Source organism: Streptomyces albireticuli (assembly GCF_002192455.1).
GTDB lineage: Bacteria > Actinomycetota > Actinomycetes > Streptomycetales > Streptomycetaceae > Streptomyces > Streptomyces albireticuli_B.
In genome coordinates, this window is record NZ_CP021744.1 from 1 (window position 1) to 18,629 (window position 18,629).

The 18,629-nt window shown below is 71.1% G+C and carries 17 protein-coding genes, 1 tRNA gene and 1 pseudogene; 9 read left to right on the forward strand and 10 right to left on the reverse strand.

What is annotated here, in order from left to right:
• Positions 1-1,315 (reverse strand): DEAD/DEAH box helicase family protein (locus SMD11_RS00005; RefSeq protein ID WP_159395138.1); only part of this gene is annotated, 1,315 nt, incomplete at its 3' end.
• A 101-nt stretch (positions 1,316-1,416) separates the two neighbouring features.
• On the opposite strand from SMD11_RS00005, the gene SMD11_RS35750 reads away from it, so the two are divergent.
• From SMD11_RS35750 to SMD11_RS00020, 4 genes are read left to right on the forward strand one after another with little or no spacing between them, the layout of a single operon-like run.
• On the forward strand, positions 1,417-1,563 hold the full coding sequence (locus tag SMD11_RS35750) for a hypothetical protein (RefSeq protein ID WP_199843768.1): 147 nt from the start codon (positions 1,417-1,419) through the stop codon (positions 1,561-1,563).
• Positions 1,560-1,856: a hypothetical protein gene (locus SMD11_RS00010; protein WP_199843769.1), complete on the forward strand. Its 297-nt coding sequence runs from the start codon at positions 1,560-1,562 to the stop codon at positions 1,854-1,856. The genes SMD11_RS35750 and SMD11_RS00010 overlap by 4 nt, the downstream gene beginning before the upstream one ends.
• A 13-nt stretch (positions 1,857-1,869) precedes the next feature.
• Complete coding sequence (locus tag SMD11_RS00015) at positions 1,870-2,148, forward strand: DUF6087 family protein (protein ID WP_087924414.1); 279 nt, start codon at positions 1,870-1,872, stop codon at positions 2,146-2,148.
• Between the two features lie 34 nt (positions 2,149-2,182).
• Positions 2,183-2,380, forward strand: coding sequence for a hypothetical protein (locus tag SMD11_RS00020; RefSeq protein ID WP_087924415.1), 198 nt, complete (start codon positions 2,183-2,185; stop codon positions 2,378-2,380).
• Positions 2,381-2,405: 25 nt separating this feature from the next.
• Here SMD11_RS00020 and SMD11_RS35165 read toward each other — a convergent pair whose 3' ends face one another.
• From SMD11_RS35165 to SMD11_RS00055, 8 genes and pseudogenes are all read right to left on the reverse strand, one after another.
• Complete coding sequence (locus SMD11_RS35165) at positions 2,406-2,552, reverse strand: hypothetical protein (protein ID WP_159395139.1); 147 nt, start codon at positions 2,550-2,552, stop codon at positions 2,406-2,408.
• 3 nt (positions 2,553-2,555) lie between these two features.
• Positions 2,556-2,768, reverse strand: a complete 213-nt coding sequence (locus SMD11_RS35170; RefSeq protein ID WP_159395140.1) for a hypothetical protein — start codon at positions 2,766-2,768, stop codon at positions 2,556-2,558.
• Positions 2,769-3,578: 810 nt separating this feature from the next.
• On the reverse strand, positions 3,579-5,126 hold the full coding sequence (locus SMD11_RS00030; RefSeq protein ID WP_159395141.1) for an MFS transporter: 1,548 nt from the start codon (positions 5,124-5,126) through the stop codon (positions 3,579-3,581).
• 41 nt (positions 5,127-5,167) lie between these two features.
• Positions 5,168-5,929, reverse strand: coding sequence for an SDR family NAD(P)-dependent oxidoreductase (locus SMD11_RS00035; protein WP_087924418.1), 762 nt, complete (start codon positions 5,927-5,929; stop codon positions 5,168-5,170).
• Positions 5,930-6,004: 75 nt separating this feature from the next.
• On the reverse strand, positions 6,005-6,760 hold the full coding sequence (locus SMD11_RS00040; protein ID WP_234365809.1) for a helix-turn-helix transcriptional regulator: 756 nt from the start codon (positions 6,758-6,760) through the stop codon (positions 6,005-6,007).
• Between the two features lie 470 nt (positions 6,761-7,230).
• A tRNA-Met gene (locus SMD11_RS00045) sits at positions 7,231-7,304 on the reverse strand.
• Between the two features lie 65 nt (positions 7,305-7,369).
• A pseudogene (locus tag SMD11_RS00050) lies at positions 7,370-7,570 on the reverse strand (transcriptional regulator); the annotation flags it as partial.
• Positions 7,571-7,684: 114 nt separating this feature from the next.
• Complete coding sequence (locus tag SMD11_RS00055; RefSeq protein ID WP_087924420.1) at positions 7,685-8,101, reverse strand: hypothetical protein; 417 nt, start codon at positions 8,099-8,101, stop codon at positions 7,685-7,687.
• A 704-nt stretch (positions 8,102-8,805) separates the two neighbouring features.
• On the opposite strand from SMD11_RS00055, the gene SMD11_RS00060 reads away from it, so the two are divergent.
• Both SMD11_RS00060 and SMD11_RS00065 read left to right on the forward strand, forming a co-directional pair.
• Positions 8,806-10,080 (forward strand): hypothetical protein, encoded by a 1,275-nt coding sequence (locus SMD11_RS00060; RefSeq protein ID WP_234365810.1) that lies wholly within the window; start codon positions 8,806-8,808, stop codon positions 10,078-10,080.
• Positions 10,081-10,388: 308 nt separating this feature from the next.
• Complete coding sequence (locus SMD11_RS00065) at positions 10,389-10,814, forward strand: hypothetical protein (protein ID WP_159395143.1); 426 nt, start codon at positions 10,389-10,391, stop codon at positions 10,812-10,814.
• 28 nt (positions 10,815-10,842) lie between these two features.
• On the opposite strand, the gene SMD11_RS00070 is transcribed toward SMD11_RS00065, so the two are convergent.
• A complete protein-coding gene (locus SMD11_RS00070) occupies positions 10,843-11,517 on the reverse strand; it encodes a hypothetical protein (protein WP_087924423.1) in 675 nt (224 codons plus the stop codon).
• Positions 11,518-12,346: 829 nt separating this feature from the next.
• Here SMD11_RS00070 and SMD11_RS00075 point away from each other — a divergent pair.
• The 3 genes from SMD11_RS00075 to SMD11_RS00085 all read left to right on the forward strand — a co-directional run bounded on the left by SMD11_RS00075 (position 12,347) and on the right by SMD11_RS00085 (position 18,565).
• Positions 12,347-13,021, forward strand: coding sequence for a hypothetical protein (locus tag SMD11_RS00075; RefSeq protein ID WP_087924424.1), 675 nt, complete (start codon positions 12,347-12,349; stop codon positions 13,019-13,021).
• A 494-nt stretch (positions 13,022-13,515) separates the two neighbouring features.
• Positions 13,516-15,315: a hypothetical protein gene (locus tag SMD11_RS00080; RefSeq protein WP_087924425.1), complete on the forward strand. Its 1,800-nt coding sequence runs from the start codon at positions 13,516-13,518 to the stop codon at positions 15,313-15,315.
• A 502-nt stretch (positions 15,316-15,817) separates the two neighbouring features.
• Entirely contained in the window at positions 15,818-18,565 is a 2,748-nt protein-coding gene (locus tag SMD11_RS00085) for an AfsR/SARP family transcriptional regulator (RefSeq protein WP_087924426.1), read from the forward strand.
• Positions 18,566-18,629 lie beyond the last annotated feature (64 nt).

Genomic DNA, 18,629 nt, shown 5'->3' on the forward strand with positions numbered 1-18,629 from the left:
GGGCGGGTGTAGGCGGGATGACCAGGCTGGCGGTCTTGTGCTGGAGGGTGGGTGGTTTGCGCAGGGCGCGGCCGAGAGCCTGGACAATGCGGCGCACGCTCGCGGTGCGGTCTGCGAAGACAATGCCGTCTACGGCGGGCAGGTCGACGCCTTCACTCAGGACCTGTGCGTTGGTGAGGATCGCGCGAGGGGCGTCTTTGAAGTCGTTGAGGATGTCGGTGCGTTGGCCGGGGGTGTGGGTGCCGTTGATCGACTGCACGACCAGGGTGTCGGCCCAGCCGGGGCGTTGGTCGGTGGGGAGGGTGCGCAGGGTGTGAGCGAACTGGCAGGCGAAGTCAGAGGCGTCGGCGATCTGCTGGAAGTAGACGATCACGTGGTGGAGGTCGTGCTCAGTCATGGCCTTGAGGACGGCCAGGTGCAGCGCCGCCGTACGGCGCGCGGTCGGGGCAAACCCGGTGTGAGCGTCCATATCAGTGAGAGCGGTGCGCAGCACTGTGTCGGTGACCGTGGGCACGATCAGCTGGTAGTCCGCGAGGACGCCCGCCTCGATCGCGTCCGCGTGGGAGTAGGTGTGGAGGCGGGGGCCGAAGGTCTTGGTGTCCGTCATCGACGCGATCAGGGACGGGGTGTCCCATTCCGGGGCCGTGGCTGCGGTGCGCCTCAAGGCCGGGCGGGTGGTCGGCGGCTCCGTCAGACGCGGCGGCTCCCACTCGTAAGGGGTGGCGGTGAGGTAGAGACGGCGGTCGGCCGGAATCCGGGCGTTGTCGTGCAGGGCCGTCCACTCCTTGGCCCAGCTGCCGGCAGTGCGGTGCGCCTCGTCCACGACCAGCAGATCGAACACAGGTGCCGGATGAGAGGTGTGAGCCGCCTGCTCGACCTTCGGGAGGGAATCCAGCGTCACGAACACCGTCGCCTGTTCGTTGCGGGCCAGCCACGACGCCAGGAACCCCGGGCTGTTGGTGCTGTGCACCCCGGCACCCGCAAGAACCGGATGCTTGGCGGCGTTCAACGAGGAAACCGCCATCAACGCCTCGGTACGGCCATCCGCACGGGCACTCCGGGCCCACTGGGCGATCAAGTCCAGAGACGGTACCGCGATCAGCAGATGACAGGCGTCCAGGGCCTCCGCGGTACGCAGTGCGATCAAGGTTTTCCCGGTACCGCAGGCCGACACGATATGCCCACGGGTGTGCGGGCGAGCCAGATGACGTACCGCCTTAGCGACCGCCTGCTGCTGATCCGGGCGCAGCACACGACGAGGAAGGGCAGGCCGGGAAGCGGGGGTCGCGACCGCGGGCTCAGAGGTGGGCGACATGGGCGGAACCTCGGCAGACGACGGAAGCGGACGGCTTTATCTTCCCGCGCGGGAAGGGGGCGAAGGGACGGATATCTCGGCCCGCCGTCCGTGCACTCTGATTGAGCTCCGTGGAACACCTCGGCCCCGCCGACGACCTGGTCGCGGACGGCCTGGGAGAGGTGCCGCAGTGGGTGGCGTACTTCGACGCCACCGAGCGTGCTGGCACCTGCGGCCTCTCCCGGACGGGCCCGGCCGCAGGCCCGTGAGTCGCCACTTCACTGACGCCCTCGCCCTGCGCAGGCCCGGCTTCGACCGGGTCAAGGTCATGGACCGCGTCGGGCTGGCCGCCGCCCTGTTCGACGAGGGCGAGCCGGAGCAGGGCGCCGCCGCGGCCCGGCAGGCCCTCGACGATGCTGCCCGCCTCGACTCCACCCTCGTCGCCTCCCGACTGAACACCTTGCCGGCCGCCGCCCACCCGTACGTCACCACCGCGGTGGAGGAGGTCCGCACCCGGGGGGCGGATCTCGCGGGTTCCCGCCCGACGGCGGTCGCGGCCTGAGAGCATCGCCTCCATGGGCAAGCACTCCCGGCCCGGGCCGCCGAACCAGCCCTCCCGCGCCGTCCCCCGCCTCGACGCCGACGACCGGCTCGCGCCGTACGACAAACGGCGCCGCCCGCCGCTGGACATCTACCGCCGCCACCGCCCGCTCCACGGTGGCGCCGGCCACCTCCGCCCCGGCGAGCCGAGGGCTCTGGAGGAGTGGGACGGGTTCTCCTTCGTCCCTGCCGGGACGGCGGCCGACCTCGCGGCGGCCCAGCGGTGGGTGGAAGAACGGCTGTCCGGCGCGTAAAGAGGCGGGCGGGGCGGAGGTTAGGGGCTTTCGGATGAACGACCGGGAGAGGCTCGCACAGATCTTGCCGATGGTCGCTGCCGAGCTTTCTCAGGCCCCTGCGGAGGAGTATCAGGTGGTCGTCTATCCCGAGCCCGAGGCCCGGGGCTTCGAGGACCGTCTGATCGCTGAAGTCGGGCCCGGTGACCGTGGCGAGGACGTGATGACGCTGATGGTACTGATCGACACCTGATGACCACCGGGGCGCCCCAGGGCACTCATGCGGGTTCGGGCTGGACGCGGTGGCGCAGGTACACGCAGGATTTCAGGCTTGCCAGTGCCGGGCGGTCCAGGATCTTCTCCAGTTTTCCGCTCAGGCCGGTCAGCACCAGTCCGAAGTGGCCGGGTACCAGGTGCGCCCACATCGCTTAGATCATCTTCAGTGCCACGGTCTGTAGTTCGTGGGCGCCGAGCACCACGACCAGGCGTGGGGTGTGGGCGAGTTCGGAGACGATCAGGTCCTCAGCGTCCGCCAGACGCCGGGGCCGTGGGCCGTGGACGCCTTCGAGTTTCAGCGCGTTGTACAGGTCCTGGACGGTGGACGACCGGTCTCCGGGCTGGTGGACGTCGACCCGCAACATGTCCGGTCCCTTGTCCGGCAACACCGAGCACGCCCGGGTGGCTGTCCCTGTGTATCCGAGCGCGTTCGGTCCGGTCACACACATGATCGCCTTCAGCCTGGCGGTCTCTTCCAGATCCTCATACGCAAGACCGGACATCACAGCCCCTTTCATCGCCCGTCGGCTCTTGGGGGACAGTCTGTCCCCGGCTGCACACCGGCAGGGCGGTAAGCCGAAGCCACGCGCAAGAGACCACCGGCGCCTACGCTTCCCCCACTGATGCCCGGACAGGAACCTCACTCCCGGCAGCCGCCCTCCTGCCCGTACTCGGCGCCGATACCGCTCGGGCGTGCCGAGCCGGGCGAGGGCACCGGCCCAGGGTGGGTCCAGGACGCCCTGAGCCTGCCGCTTCCCCCCAGCCATAAAGTGACGGCACGCCAGTTGACCGGCCGTGACATGGGGGGGAGGGAAGCCATTCATGAGGACGATCGTGCCGCTCGTCGCGCTGTGGGCGGCCACGGCGGAGGCCCTTCATGGACCGATGCCGGCGGTCCGCCACGCCGCGAGAGCCGACCCCGCGCCTCGTGGGGGTGGGTCGCATGCCCGCGAACGCGAAGATCGGGAGCGTCACGCGCAAGCGCTACGACGAGCTGGTGGCCCGGGAGCTGGTCCTGGAGGAATCGAAGAGCTGTCCCCCGCGTCCCGAGAATTCCCAGGTGAGTGACCCCGTTCGGGCCGCCGTTCGACGCCGGAGGAAAAAGAACAAGCTGGGGCGGAGTGGGACGGCGGAACCAGCCGCCGCCCGCCCCCCCTCTCTCTTCTGCTCGACGTTCACCGGGGTACGGCATCCGCGGCGGCGGTCGGCGCGGATGCCGGTTCCGTCCCCTGCCCCTTGTCCGGCTCCGAGCCGCCCAGCATGGCGTAGATCGCCACGGACAGGGCCGCGCAGATCGCCGCGCTCACCCACAGCACCGTCTGCCAGGCGTCCGTGAGGCCCTGGGCGACGAAGTCGCTGAACTCCGGGCGGCTTTCCGACGGTACGGAGGTCAGCGGCCCGGTGAGATCTCCCGCGTTCACCCGGTTCGCCAGTTCGTCCGCGCCGTCGCCGTAGGCGGGAAAACGGCTGAGGCCCTCGCCCATCCGTCCCCGGGCCAGGTTGACCAGCGCGGAGCCGACGGCCGCGATGACCACGGCCTCGCTGCCGAGCCGGAGCGTGTTGAGGAAGCCGGCCGCCGTCCCGGTGGCCGAAGGTGCCACCACGGTCAGCACCGCACCGTCTACCAGGCCGAAGTTGAGGCCGAGGCCGACCCCGAGGGTGACCAGCGGACCGGCCAGCGCGCTGAGGCCCACGTCGGGCCGGAGTACGACAGCCAGCCATCCGGTCCCGGCGGTCAGGCACACCAGGCTGAGGCCGAACACCCCCCGCGTGGTCAGCCCCCAGGCCATCAGCCTTCCGACCAGCAGCGGAGTGACCAGAATCGGCAGGGTCATCACCAGCATGGTGGTCCCGGCCGCTCGGCTGGAGGAGCCGTTCGCCACCACCAGGTAGTTCGGCAGCAGCGGCAGCAGCACCACGAACGAGAAGGTGACCACCACCGGGATCAGGCACAACGCCATGAACCTGGCGTTGCGGAGCAGCTTCAGGTCGAGCATGGGATGCCGCACGCGCCGCTCCACCATGACGAACGCGCCCATCAGTACCGCCGACCCGGCGAGCAGGCCCAGCACCTCGGTACTGCCCCAACCCCAGTGCGGCCCCTCGACCGTGCCGAGCATCAGCAGGAACAGAGCACCGACGAACGTAGCCGTACCGGCCCAGTCCACCCGGGCGGAGGACGCGCCGCGCGACTCGTCGATCAACGGGACGGCGAGCAGGACGAGCAGCATCAGCGCGGCGTGCAGGGCGAAGAACGACCGCCAGCCGAAGGCGTCCGTGAGCGTGCCCGCCGCCATCGCCCCCAGGGCGAGACCGGCGCCCGTCACGATGCCGATGGCGGCGAACGCCCGGGTCCGCGCCGCTCCTTGGAAGGCCGCGGCGAGGATGGAGCTGCTGCTGGTCAGCAGGGCGGCGGCGCCGACGCCGGCGAGGGCCCGCATCACGTCGAGCACGAGCACGTCGCTCGCCAGCGCGCTCGCCAGCGACGACACCGTGAACAGCACCGCCCCCGCACCGAACATCCGGCGGCGGCCGAACCGGTCGGCCAGCGAACCACAGGCCAGCATGAAACTGGCGAACGTCAGGTTGTAGCCGTGCACCACCCACTGCAGCGCGGCCAGTGACGCGTCCGTGTCCCGGCCGATGTGTGGCAGAGCCACTCCCGACCCGGTCACCGACGTCGGCAGGATCAACAGGGCGAGCAGGATCGCAGCCGGCGTCATGATCCGTCCGGGACCGCGCCTGGCGGGTGTCGTCGCCGTGCTCATCGGGCGACGGGCACGCAGCCCAGCAGGCCACCGTCGATGACGAGGTCCTGGCCGGTGATGTAGGCGGCATCGTCGGACACCAGGAACGCGACACCGGCCGCGATGTCATCGGGGTGTCCCAGCGAGCCGAGAGGCACCTCCGCCGCGTTGCGGGCCTCGGCGCCAGGATCCGGGTTGGCCTCGCGGTACATCTCCGTATCGATGTAGCCGGGGCTCACGGAGTTGACCCTGATTCCACGCGGTGCGAGATCGGAGCCCAGCGTGCGGGCCAGATTGTGTACGGCGGCCTTGCTGGCGGAGTACACCGATGCGGTGGGCAGGCCGCGGTGCAGCGTCCAGGAGGCGTTGACCACGACGGCGGCTCCGTCGCGCAGCAGCGGCAGTGCTTTCTGGACGGTGAAGAAGAGGCCCTTGAGGTTGGCGGCGACGGTGACGTCGAAGTCCTCCTCGGTCACCTCCGCGCTCGGTTTGAAGATGCCTACTCCGGCGTTGGCGAACACCGCGTCGAGGCCGCCGCGCCAGGTCTCCACCCGGCGCATCAGCGTGTCGAGATCCGCGGTGACCGACACGTCCGACGCCACCGCCAGCACTCGCTCGGGGGCGGCGGCGAGACGGGTGACGGCAGCGTCGAGGCGCGTGCGGTCGCGTCCGGTGATGACGACGTACGCGCCCTCGTCGAGCAGTCTGCGTGCGGTGGCGAACCCGATGCCGCTGGTGCCACCGGTGATCAGGGCGGTCTTGTTGGTGAGTCGGTTCATGCCTCAGATCCTCCGGCGGCTCCCGCGCCGGGGGGAGTGCGGGACGAACCTGGGTCTGTCACCACCACCTTCGGCTCAGCCGGGGACCGGTCCTTGTCTCGCCGACGACAGCGCGGACACCCTGGACGCGGTCTCGGTGTCCGGCGCGGGCGTGTAGAGCAGCAGTCGGTGGCCGGGCAGGTCGGACACGGGAAGCGCGGTGTACTCGAAGACCAGCTCGCCCACCTCGCTGTGGTGCAGGGCCTTGAGGCCCTGGGTCGCGCCACCGACGGGGTGTTCCGCCCAGATCTCGGCGAAGGCGGGGCTCACGGCACACATGTCGGCCGCGAGTCGGCCGAACTCCGGATCGTCCGGGTAGCGGGCGGCATCGGCACGGAACTGGCCGACGATGTCACGGGCCGCGTCGTCCCAGCGGCAGATCGACGCACGGAAGTCGGCGTTGGTGAAGAAGCTGACCAGGCAGTTGTGGTCGCCCTCGCCGTACCCGAACGCCAGACGGGCGGCGCTGTTGACGGCGACCAGGTTCCAGTGCCGGTCGATGACGTACGCCGGGCGCGGCAGCCAGCCGTCGATCACCCGCCGCAGCCCGGGCGAGACCTCCCGCTCCGCTGGGCGCCACTGCGGGGGATTGAGCCCGGCCAGCAGATACAGGTGCTCACGCTCCGCGGGTCCGAGCCGCAGCACTCGTACGACGGCGTCGAGGACATCGGCGGACACGTTGATCTCCCGGCCCTGCTCCAGCCACGTGTACCAGGACACCCCTACACCGGCCAGGACCGCGACCTCCTCCCTGCGCAACCCCGGCGCCCGCCGCCCACGCCCGGCGGGCATGCCCACGTCCTCGGGCGTCAGCCGAGCCCTCCGCGACCGCAGGAACTCGCGTATCTCGGCACTACGCCGCTGCCGCGCGTCCGCGGGAAGCCGGGAGGTATCCATCCCTCCATTCTCACGTGCCCCGCGAGGGCGCCGGTTGGGGGGTGGGGGCCGGGACCGAGGCCAGGACCGGATACAAGACCGGTTGACCAGGGGTTTTTCTATTCGAACGCCGGTTTGCGGTACCAGATGACCACCGGGAACGAGGTCAGCAGGACGGCCGCGGCGATCACCAGGAAGCCGTCCCTCCGGTGAGGCACCGACCGGTGCCGACCGGCTCTTCGCCATCACGGAACCCGGCGATACGGGCGAGCCCGTCATGACCTTGATGCTCCCTCACGAGAGGTGAACGCGAGCGGCCGGCCAGCCCGAAGCCCAGTCACATGAGGAGGGCCCGGATCCATATGGATCCGGGCCCTCTTCAGCAGTAGCGGGGACAGGATTTGAACCTGCGACCTCTGGGTTATGAGCCCAGCGAGCTACCGAGCTGCTCCACCCCGCGCCGGTGATCCCCACCGTACGCCATCACAACGGGCACCGGAGACCACCCTTCTGCCGAGGGGGCTTCTACGCGGCGAAGCCGATGTTGGTGACGTACTCGTACTGACCCCACTGGCTTCCCAGGTCCGGCAGGACATCGGTAGTCCACGCGGCGTCGAGGCCCTGGTGGTCGCCGGCCGCCCAGGAGCCGACGATGCGGTCCCAGCGGCGCACGTTCATCGTCCGGTACTCCACGACGCGCTGAAGCGGCCGGGCGACCTGGGGCTGCGTCCGGCTCCCACCATGATCACCCAGGAAACCACCAGCGAGCATCAGCCAAATGGCCCCAGATATCCCGAGCCGCCCCGCTGCTTCCTCCCCGGGGGCCCCTGTCAGGTCAGGTCACGGCAGGTCGGTACGTCCCAGCCATGCCGGTCTCACCGGCACACCGTCCTCGTCGCGCTCCACCGACGGCGGAGGCGGGGGCGGAAACTCCGGCGTCGTGGCGAGCGGCTCGTCGCCAACCCGTTCCGCTGGTGCAGGGCGGTCGGTGTCGTCCATGAGTTCGGCAGCGGAGAAGCGGGTGGCGTGGGACTGCCACGCACCGTCAACAATCAGCAGAAATCCATCACCGTCGCGGAAGAGGCGGCGACGCTTGGGGCTCCTGGGGTGCTCCGGCGTGTAGGCACGCGCTCGCCTCTCCAGCTCCGCCAGAGCCATCTCACGCTCACCTTCCACCTGCGCTATCACGTAGGCCTCGGTGTGTTTGCGCTCCCCCAAGCCGACCGTTGTCTCCAGGATCAGTCCCCACGTCGCCATGACTGTCTCGCCTCCCTATTTCCCTTTGAGCAGTGGCAGCACGAGTTGTGGTGCGTTGCCGCGACTGGCCTTCCTCGGCAGCGGGCCGCGAGGTTCCCCCTCGGTCTCCTTCGCCGCGGTTACAGTGTGGGGCAGCCGAACGTGGCCCTTGCCTCCTTCGTGCGGCGGCGTATCCCTGCCCGTGCAGAGACGACCACGCCCCAGGGCGGGCCAGGGGGCGGGGTTCGGGAAGCTCACCAGCCCAGTCAGCCGGTCAGCCCTACCCGGCCGGTGCCCGCAGAGGGCGGCCGCGGCAGGCCTCGCCCAGGGCCACCTCCAGACCCCGCCGGCCACAGCCGGGGGCAGCCCCGATAGCGGCCGTGCCGCGGTGTCCTCACTGACACCCAGCACCGCGCCGACTCGCTCGGGGAGCTGATCCCGAAGGCGAGACCGGTCCTTCTTCTTGCGATGGCGCACCGTCCGCGTCTTTCTCCCAGGGTGGGCAGTCGCCCACCGGCCAGACCTTCCAGGCGGAGGGCTGACCATGGGCGCGGCCGCTCCCGGTGCGACCGGGAAGCCACAGGAAGTGGCGGCCCGTCAACAGCACGTGACCTTCCCCGCGTACGTGCTCCTCGCCGCGCGGATGGCGGCGGGAGCGGAGGGATGCCGTGTCGTGCGTGACGAGGGGTGCTGAGGCGCGAGTTCCACACCTACGGTGCCTCGTCATGGACACCACACGGAGAACGTTGCTGAGGGGCATGGCCGCAGCCCCCTTGGTCGCCGCGGCCGGGGGACTGCTCGTGCCCTCCACCGCCGAGGCGGTGGGGCTTCCGGCCTCCCGCTTCACTCTCAACCGGCGCAACGCCCCGTCCTTCGCCCCGCGTTACCCGTACGACGGGGCCCTAGGGCGCCTCAGGCCCTACCTCGGGGAGCCCCTGCCGCTCTCCACGGTGGCGGCGAGAGCCGACAAGAAGGCCGACCGCGTCACCCGGTGGCCGAGATCGTCGAGCCACCCCAGCCGGCCCACGCGCCCCGACGTGGAGCCCGAGCGGCGCGTCCCCGGGCACGCGTTCAGGTGGGACTCCGCCGACTTCACCGGCAGGAAGTGGCGGCCCCAGGGCATCACCCAGGACTACGACGCGGACGGAAGGAGTCCCGCGAAGACGCTGCTCGTCTCCTGGTACGACAACACGGGCAACCAGGGTGCTCGGCTCTCCGTCGTCAACTGGAGTACGTCCGGGGAGATCACGTACCGCCACGTCCTGCTGGTGGAGCCGTACTCGCAGCGGGACGATCAGGGCGAGCTGCGGGACAACATCGCCGCGCCGGACCTGCACGCGGGCGGCATCGCCTGGTACGGCCATCACCTTTACCTCGCCGACAGCATGTACCGCGCCGGAAGGCCCACCTTCCCGGGGATCAGGGTCTTCGACCTGCGGCAGTTCTTCAAGGTCACCAAGGGAGGGGGCATCGGGCGTCAGCCGGACGGGAGGACGTTCCACGCGCACGGGTACGAGTACGTCCTGCCGCAGACCCACGCCTACGACTGGAGCGGCCGCGCACCCAAGCTCGTCATCTCGCAGGTCTCCGTGGACCGGACGGCCAGCGGCCCCGGGCTCCTCGTCAGCGAGTACGACAGGAGCGGCAGCCCGCGGCTGGTCCGCTGGCCCTTCACGGCGGCCGGCGCCCTGCGGACCGGGGCCGAGTGGGCGCACGCCGTACCGCGGGGCACGCACACGCAGGGCGCGGTCAAGGTCGGCTCCACGTACTACCTGACCACCAGTCACTCCTCCAGGAGGCCCGGTGAGCTGCGCAGGTGGAAGCAGAACTGGGCGGCGGGCCCCCGGCACAGATCCAGCCTGAACATCGGCGTCGAGGACCTCACGTACGACGGTTCCGGCTCCGGCGCGCTCTGGACGCTCGGCGAGTACGCGAACGACGAGGGCGGCTCCGACCCCAGGGCTCCCTTCAGCCGGTACGTGTACGCCGTACGGCCGTAGCCCGCGGGCCCTGCCCGAGCCGGCCGACGCTCCTCCCGGCTCGGGCGGCACGGCCCGCCGGGCCGTAGAGCGCGCGGACACCGCTGGCGGCCGACGCCGGCGTCACGCGGCCCGGGTGCGCGCTGCCCCTCGGGGCGGGGCCGGCTATCGGAGCGAGCCGCTGCCAGCGAACTCAGCGGGGCGTCAGGGCGACGTCAGCGCTCCGTTAGCGAGCCGTTAGCCGGCAGCCGGTAGGTTAACGGGGTGTCAGAGCCCGGGCCTGGAGCCCTGTCTCGCATAGGTCATATTCAGAGAACGGGATGCTCAGGTTGAAGAGATTCAAGGCCGTCGTTGTCGCCCTCGCCACCGTGGCAGGACTGGCCGTCGCCGTCACGCCGGCCCAGGCAGCCGACACCTGCACCGCGGGGGGCGGCGGCAAGTACATATGTGATTACGGCGTGACGGACCACAAGCTTCCGAACGGCGAGAAGGAACAGTTCCTCGTCGGCCTCGACTATGCGGTGTGGACGCGCTGGACCGTCAGCAAGCAGTGGACCGGATGGGTGTCCATGGGCATGCCCGATCCTCTCGGTAATGGCCGCGCCGCGAGCAAGATCAACGTGACGGATGCGCAGTGGCAGGGCGAATTCGCAACGTACATCGCTCTCCTGAACAGCAACGGCGCCACCGTGGGTAAGAAGCGCCCCGACCTTGGGACGAACTGGCAGCCCTGGGACTGGCCCAAATGCTGCTGAGGCCATTCTCTTCGAAGGGTGCCGCAGTTCAGCCGCGTGCCCACGGGTGAGAGATCCGCTTGGTGTCCAGGACGTACGCCTGCGCGCCGTGGTGGAGTATCTGGCAGGTGATACAGCGCAGGGTCACCGACTTGCCGCCGCCGGCGGAGGCGTTGACCAGGATGTGCGGGGACTCGGCGTCCAGGTCGACGGAGACGGCCCGGCCGCCGGCGCCGATCCCGATGACGGGTGCGGACTCCGGAGCGTTGGCCACCAGCTCGCGCACCGTGGGGTTCTTGAAGAGGGCCTTCACCGGCGGGCGGCGGGTCTTCTTCACGAGCACGTACGGCCTGGCTCCGGCCGGGTGCCAGGAGAACGTGACGCCTTCCAGGGCGAGTTTCTGGGTGATGAGGTCGGCGACCATGTCGCGGGAGAAGCGCAGGTGCACCGGCAGGTCGACGCGTATGGCCGCGTCGTCGTCGGAGAAGTTGCGCGGGACGTGGAGGTAGCGGCGGGGGGCCTGCTGCTCCGCGATACCCAGCGGGCCGACGAGCGTCTGGTGGAGGGGCTCCACCCACTCTCGCATCAGCTCGCGGCGCGCGCGGGTGAGGATCCCGTACGCGAGACCGCCCGCGGACGCCACGGAAGCCGCGCCGATCCCGCCGGTCTCCAGGGCAGCCAGGGTGGCGTCCTGGCGCTCCCACAGATCCCGGGCGGTCCGCACGGTGGTGTCCGGGTGTCAGCCGAGGGGGTAGCTGCCGTCCCCTGCCGCGCCCAGGCAGCTGATGCGGAAGCCAGGCGCTGCCACCCGGCCCGGTACGACGAGCGGGCACGCGGCCTTCCACCTTCGGCAGAACCCAACGCCCGGCGCGGAAGAACGTCGCGTCGGTCCGCCTGATGCCGTCCATGTCGCGGCCGGCCAGGAACCGGCCGACAGCGAACGCGAGCGCCTCGGCGGTCTCCTCCACCTGCTTGTCGAACTTCGTCTGCGACATAGCCGTGCCCCTTAGGTCGCTTGCGTCCAGGCACCTCACGCCCGGAAGCGGACACCGACCATAAATCAGCTGACTTGTGGGTATTTTTCGCAAACAAGACGCATCCTTGTGGACAAAAAGTGCCACACAGCCCGGGTGTATACGCGGAGTGAGGCGGCTTCGACGCCTCACCGGCATCAACCGTCACGGATTCGCTCAGCAAGACCCATCATGCGAGGCCCCTGTCCGCCCCGGGCCTCACACGGGTCCGTCCCCGTCACTCTGCCGCGACGGCATTTGGCGCGCTTCGCCCGCTTCTGACCATCTGTCAGTTGCTCTCCAGTGCGGCTGACCGCAACCGCCATCGACCGACCCCTGCAACCGGACCCAAGAACAGCTGAACGCACTACGAAAACTCGGCATGACGCAGGCGGCCGGCCCGACGTTAGCCCGGCCGAGTGATTTCCGGGGCGTTTCATGTAGTCAAGCCCGGTATTGGTGCATCAGGGCCTAGGCAGAAAGGGGATTGTCCGGTTCCGTGATGGAACCTGCTCCCCTTCTCGCGATGGGAACGCGTTCATGAACGCAGCGCAGCACACCCCGGCCCGCAGCGCGCGCCGCCGCACCGCCCGGCTGGCCGCCGCGGCGGCTCTCCTGCTCCTCCCCGCGACGGCTCCGGGCGCCCTCGCCGTCCCCGCGCAGGCGGCCTCGTCCTGCACGGTCAACGGCGTCCCGCAGCCGGGCCCGGTCATCAACGGCACTCCCGGCAACGACACCGTCATCTGCTCCTTCCTGGACACGGGGCATGTCATCAACGCCCTGGCGGGGAACGACACCATCACCTTCAGCGGCGACATCCGCGGGCGGCTCAACGCCGGTGACGGCGCGGACGCCGTCACGACGAACCGGGGCTCCCACCTGTTCCCCGAGGGGGACCTCGACGGGCAGTTCGGCCGCGACCGGATCACGATCAGCGGCACGGCGGAAGGAAAGGTCCGCGGCGGTCAGGACAGTGACCAGATCGACCTCGACAACGCCACCACGGCGCAAAGCACCCTGGTCCGCGGGGCCCGGGGCGACGACCGCGTCACCTTCCACTCCGGAGTGGTGAACAAGGGATCGGTCGAGGGCTTCGACGGCAACGACGTGATCGTCGTGCCCGACAACCAGGGTGTGGTCGACGGCGGCGCCGGCGTCGACGTCTGCCGCGTCGGCGGCAACCCGCCGCTCAACTGCGAGGTGCGGCGGCGCTGACCAGCCCTCCCTGTCCCGTTCCTGCTCGATTCCCGTCACGGTGGGCGCATCCGGCTCTTGATCCCGGTACGGGCGAGCGGCTCGGCAATGAGGCGGCAGTGGGGATGGGCAGTGAGGGCACTGGGACGGCCGGTAGGCCGAGCCGAGTCGGCCGGCGCGTCCAGGCGGTATCGCGCTGGGGGCCGCGCGCGCCGGGTTGTTCCCTCTGGCGACCGGTGGTCCCGGCCCAGCGCAAGGCCCGCCGCGGGTACGAGAGCCGGGTCAGCGCACTCGCACCGTCCGGACCGTGATTGTTTTCACCGAATTGTTTTCACCGATAACCGCTGTACCGATGTTCCCCGGGACCGGATGTCCTCTGTGTTCCCCACCGCGCTTGGGTCGTCGTGGCCCGCTGCGAAGGCGGATGCGACGGGCTCCCTGACGCGACGCCGGCGGTTCGGGGGTCGTGGCACCGGACGCGGTCGCTCCGGGAGTTGGTGTGGATGATGTGACGCGTGACCGATACTTCCCGCCGCGCTCTCCTCGGCGCCCTCGGCGCCCTCACCGTCTCGGCCGCGGTTGCCCCGGCCGCCGCGACCACTTCCCCGGCCCGCGTCACCCACACACCCACCACGCCCGCCACGCCCGTACCGGCGGTCGCCACCACGACCGGCCCGCGCTCCTCGATGACCTTCACCGGGACGCCGTACGACACGGCGGCCTTCGCCCGTGCCTCCCTCGGCGAACTGAGCACGACGGTGCTGCCGGGCACACCCGTCCGCACCGAGGTCCTGCACGGGCAGCAGCGGGTCGCCGTGCTGACCAAGGGCGCGCGCACGGTACTCGTGTCCGGGCCGGAACGGACCTTCACCGAGAACAAACAGCCGTTCACCGACGCCTTCGTCCGGCTGGTCCCCGACCCGGCGCTCGAACCCGGCCGGCGACTGAAGCCCGGCTGGGGCAACTCGCCGGCCGGCGGCACCTGGAGCGTGTACGGCGGGACGCCCGGCGACGCCGACTTCGCCGTCCGCAAGGGCGCGGCGACCATGCTCCTCAAGGACACGGAGGCGGGCCGCTACGCCACCCTGACCGACGACGGGATATCCGACGCCGACGTCACCTGCGAGGCCGCCTTCGACAAGGTGCCCACGGGCAACGCCTGTTCGTTCGCGCTGCTCTTCGGCTACCGGGGCGGCGGCACCCACTACCGGGCCCGGCTCTCCTTCACCACGAAGGGGGAGGTCGATCTGCGCGTCGAGAAGGTGACGGACGGCAGGACGGCGGTGCTCGCCGAGGCCGGTCCGCTCGCCGCGGGTGTGCGGGCCGGTGACGCGTGGCGGGTCCGGGTGCGCCGCAAGGGGGCGAAGGCGCAGGTCACGGCGTGGCCGACGGCCGGCGTGGAACCGGCGCGGCCCACCGCCGAGATCGAGGACTCCGATGCCGGGTTGCGCAGCGGGCGGGTGGGTGTCCGCGGCTTCGCCTCCCCCGGCTGTGCGAACCTTCCCGTCACGTTGACCGTCACCCGTTTCGAGGTGACCTCGGCCACCTGGGAGACGCCGCCCTCGGTCACTCATCGCGACTGGGTACGGCTCCTGGACGCGCCGTTCGACGGTGAGTGGACACCGGCCGTCGAGGCCACCGTGCGCGGCTGGGCCGGTTCGATGGCCCCGGACGTCTTCTCGTACGCGGCGATGTTCCTGCCCGGTGCCCCGCGTGTGCGGGGCGGGGATGCGCGGGTGGCGGGTGCGGACGTGCTGGGCGAGGCGGGGTACGGAAAGCCCGACAGTCAGGGGCTGCTTCCCGTCGGCGCGGATTTCCACGACTACATGGAACGGCCGTGGACCTTCCCGGACGCCACGAAGCGGCCGGAGGAGGGCCAGCGCGGGCACCTGGACTGCTCGGGATACGTGCGGATGGTCTACGGCTTCCACATGGGCGTGGGCATGGTCGCCGGGAAGGACCCGGCGAAGAAGGCGCTGCCCCGCAAGTCCGGGGCGATGGTGGACTTCGCGCCCGGGGTCCGCGTCGCCCAGCGGGCGGAAGGCGGCGGTTCCGCGCCGGACCTGGGGCAGTTGCAGCCGGGCGACCTGCTCCTCTTCGACGTCAACGACAGGGAGGGGGACCCCGTGGATCCGGACGCGTACGCCGTCGACCACGTGGCCGTCTACCTCGGCCCCGACCAGGCGGGGAAGCGGCGTTTCCTCTCCAGCCGGAAGAGCGCCGACGGCCCGACCATGGCGGACGTCTCGGGTGCGTCCACCCTGGAGAGCCCGGGGATCTACGCGGACTCCCTGCACACCGTCCACCGCGTCTGAGCCGTTCGGCGCACGCCGGCGACGGGCGTGGGGCAGGGCAGACCGGCGAGTCCGGTGAGCGCCCCGCCCCGCGCCCGTTCGGCTACGGCGGGAACCGGCAGATCAGGTACCGGTGGCTCCACAGTCCGCGTGCGCCCTGGCTTGGGCGCCTGGTAAGGGGTGGTCCCTGGGCCTCGACCGCCCGTCCGGTCATCGGCGGCTCCGGCTTCCCGACTATCCGCAGGAGCGGCGCATCGGCAGGCGGGGCACGGCGGTCTCGTTCCCATGGCGCCAGACGCTGGGCGTGCTGAATTCCGCCAGCTGCCGCGCGGTCGCACTCGGCCCCCCGCTTGCCGCCGGCCGGTCTGGAGCCCTGGACAGGCTGTCCGGGCCCCTGTGAAGGTTCGACGCCGTGCGCGGCCGGACCTCGGACCTGTGCTGTTGCCATCCGCTGGTCGGCAGGTTCTCGAGGCCGGGAGCCATGCCGTTATCCTGAATTCTTTTGCTGGGAGGCATTGGGCAGATGGAATTCCGGTTGCTCGGAGCGGTGTCAGTCGTCCCCGAGGCCGGCGATCTGCCGCTCGGTCCCGTCAAACGGCGCAGTCTGCTGGCCGCCCTGCTGTTGCGCCCCAATTACCCGGTGATGGTCGATCAGCTGATGGCCGCTCTGTGGGAACAGGAGCCGCCGGCGCGCGCCCGCGGTGTCATTCAGGGGCATGTGTCGCGGCTGCGGACCTTGCTGATCAGTGCTGACGCCGGGGCATTCGGGGTCGAGTTGATCACTCAGGGCACGGCGTATGTCCTGCGCATGCCGAAGGCCCTGCTGGACGCGCACCGCTTCGAGGATCTGGTGGCTCGGGCCCGTGATCAGCGCGGCCCGGCCGAGGCTGTGGCGATGTACCAGGAGGCCCTGTCGCTGTGGCAGGGGCCCGCGCTGGCCGGCGTCTGTCCGAGCCCACCGCTCCAGGCCGCCGCGCAGGCGCTGGAGGAGCTCCGGCTGGCCTCGGTGGAGCAGCTGGCGGCGGGCTACGTGCAGTTGGGCGAGCATGCCCGGGCCGCCGCTGTCCTGCGCGCCGAGGCGGTTGCCCACCCGCTGCGTGAATCGCTGTCCGCCGCCCTCGTGACGGCGCTTCACAGGGCGGGCCGCCGGTCGGACGCGGTCGACTGGTTCCACCGCACCCGGCGTCTGCTCGCCGACGAACTGGGGATCGGCCCGGGCCGCGAGCTGGCGGACGCCTACGTGATGGCCCTGCGCGAGGAGGCCGACGACGCGGCGACGGAGGCAGCGGCCCCGTCCCGTGCAGCCACGGTGGACGCCGCGCCTCTCCCTCCCGTAACCCCGGCCGCCTTCCACTGCGGCGCGGCCGACCTGCTCCCGCGCGTGCCACGTGGCTTCCACGGGCGGGCGCGGGAGCTCGCCGCCCTGTCCCGGGCTGCCGCGGGCGAGGGGCCTGTCTGTCTGGTCACCGGGCCTGCCGGGGTCGGGAAGACAGCCCTCGTGCTGCAGTGGGCGCACCACGGCCGTGCCGGTTTCCCCGACGGGCGGCTCTACGCCGACCTGCGCGGCTTCGGCGATACGGGCGAGCCGGCCCCCGTCGAAGTGCTGCGCGAGTTCCTGCTGGCGCTCGGTGTCGCGCAGCGCCGGATTCCGGAGTCGGCGAACGGCGCGGCCGCGCTGTTCCGGTCGCTCGCCGCCGACCGCCGGCTCCTCGTCGTACTGGACAACGCGCGTGACTCCGAGCAGGTCAGGCCGCTCCTGCCGGGCGGTCCCCGCTGCGTCACCGTCGTCACCAGCAGGCACCGGCTGCCGGGGCTGATCGTCACCGACGCCGCCCGGCCCGTTCCCGTGGACGTACTCACCCCGGAGGACGGCACTGCGCTCCTGGCCGGGGTGCTCGGCGAGGAACGGGTGCGTGCGGAGCCGGTGGCCGCGCGACGGCTGGCGGAGCTGTGCGACGGGCTGCCGCTCGCGCTCCGGGTGGCCGCCGCCAGGCTGGCGCAACGCCGCGGCTGGTCGCTGGGCGCGATGACCGCCGAGCTGTCCGACGAGACGCGCCGGCTGAGCCTGCTGGACGTGGAGGACACCGGCGTGCGAGCGGCGCTGCGCCTGACGCTGCAACAGCTCCCCTGGCATGTCGCCTGTCAGTTCGCTCATCTCGGCCGCCACCCCGGCACGCACGTCGACCGGTACGCGGCGGCGGCCCTGGCGGACACGGACCCGGCAACCGCCGAGAGGGCCCTGGAGCGGCTGGCCGTCGCGCACCTCGTCACGGAGACGGCGCCCGGCCGCTGGACGCTGCACGACCTCGTACGGCTCTACGCGCGTGGCCTGGACTCCGGGCCTGATGCGCTCAAGCGCGTGCTCGACCACTACATCGCCACCGCCCTCGCGGCTGTGGCGGCGGCCGAGCCCGGCAACGAGGAGTGCTTCCCTATGCCGGCGGATTTCCAGCCGCCCGCCGTCGTACGGGAGTTCGGCGACCGGTCCGCCGCCGTGGCCTGGTACGCGGCCGAGAGGGACGACCTCACGCTGGCGGCGGCCGCGGCGCGCGCCGCCGGGCTGCACAGCAGGACCTGGCGGATCGTCCTGACGCTGTGGCCGCTGATCGTATGGCGCGTGCGGGACGGCTGGGCCCCGCTGCTGGAGACCGCGCTCGAGGCGGCACGGGCCGACGCCGACCAGCACGGCGAGTCGCGGATACTGAACGTGCTCGGCTGGGTGCTGATCGAGGAAGGACGCATCACGGAGGCGCTCACTCACCTGGAGGCCGCCTCCGCGCTCGCCTCCCGGGCGGGCGACCTGGTCTCCGAGGCGAACGCGCTGATCGTCCTGGCCATGGCCCGAGCGGCGCTCGGCGGCCCGGACGAGGCTGCGCAGGGATGCGAGCGAGCTGTGGAGCTGGCGCGCAAGGCCGGCGACCGGACCACCGAGAGACTGGCCATGCAGCATCTCGCCCGGCACCGGGTCGACGCCGGGAAATGGCGCCCGGCCCTCGACACGGCGACCGAGGCCCTCGCCTTCGACGATCGATCGGGCACGGCCGACGTGCCCCGGATACTGCTGCTCATGGTGAGGGGAGAGGCGCTGCTGGGGCTCGGGGACGAGGCCGAGGGCATCCGGCAGCTCGACCTGGCGGCCCGGGAGGCGGAGTCGTCCGGCTACGAGGACGGCGTGGTTCGGGCGCTCGGCGTGCTGCTGCGGGTATCGGCGGATACGGGACTCCAGGCGCGATATGACGCGGCGGTTGCGCGACTCACGACGCGAACCTGAACCGTCGCCCGCGGCCCGGCAGCATCGGCTGGCGAGCAGCAACCGAACAGCAGCAGCTCTCAAC

Excerpts from the sequence above, each read along its gene's own strand:
- SMD11_RS00015 (WP_087924414.1), top strand. The coding sequence starts at position 1,870 with ATGGGCAAGCACTCCCGGCCCGGGCCGCCGAACCAGCCCTCCCGCGCC.
- SMD11_RS00020 (WP_087924415.1), top strand. The coding sequence starts at position 2,183 with ATGAACGACCGGGAGAGGCTCGCACAGATCTTGCCGATGGTCGCTGCC.
- SMD11_RS35165 (WP_159395139.1), bottom strand. The coding sequence starts at position 2,552 with ATGTGGGCGCACCTGGTACCCGGCCACTTCGGACTGGTGCTGACCGGC.
- SMD11_RS35170 (WP_159395140.1), bottom strand. The coding sequence starts at position 2,768 with ATGTTGCGGGTCGACGTCCACCAGCCCGGAGACCGGTCGTCCACCGTC.
- SMD11_RS00030 (WP_159395141.1), bottom strand. The coding sequence starts at position 5,126 with ATGACGCCGGCTGCGATCCTGCTCGCCCTGTTGATCCTGCCGACGTCG.
- SMD11_RS00035 (WP_087924418.1), bottom strand. The coding sequence starts at position 5,929 with ATGAACCGACTCACCAACAAGACCGCCCTGATCACCGGTGGCACCAGC.
- SMD11_RS00040 (WP_234365809.1), bottom strand. The coding sequence starts at position 6,760 with ATGCCCGCCGGGCGTGGGCGGCGGGCGCCGGGGTTGCGCAGGGAGGAG.
- SMD11_RS00055 (WP_087924420.1), bottom strand. The coding sequence starts at position 8,101 with ATGGCGACGTGGGGACTGATCCTGGAGACAACGGTCGGCTTGGGGGAG.
- SMD11_RS00060 (WP_234365810.1), top strand. The coding sequence starts at position 8,806 with ATGGACACCACACGGAGAACGTTGCTGAGGGGCATGGCCGCAGCCCCC.
- SMD11_RS00075 (WP_087924424.1), top strand. The coding sequence starts at position 12,347 with ATGAACGCAGCGCAGCACACCCCGGCCCGCAGCGCGCGCCGCCGCACC.
- SMD11_RS00085 (WP_087924426.1), top strand. The coding sequence starts at position 15,818 with ATGGAATTCCGGTTGCTCGGAGCGGTGTCAGTCGTCCCCGAGGCCGGC.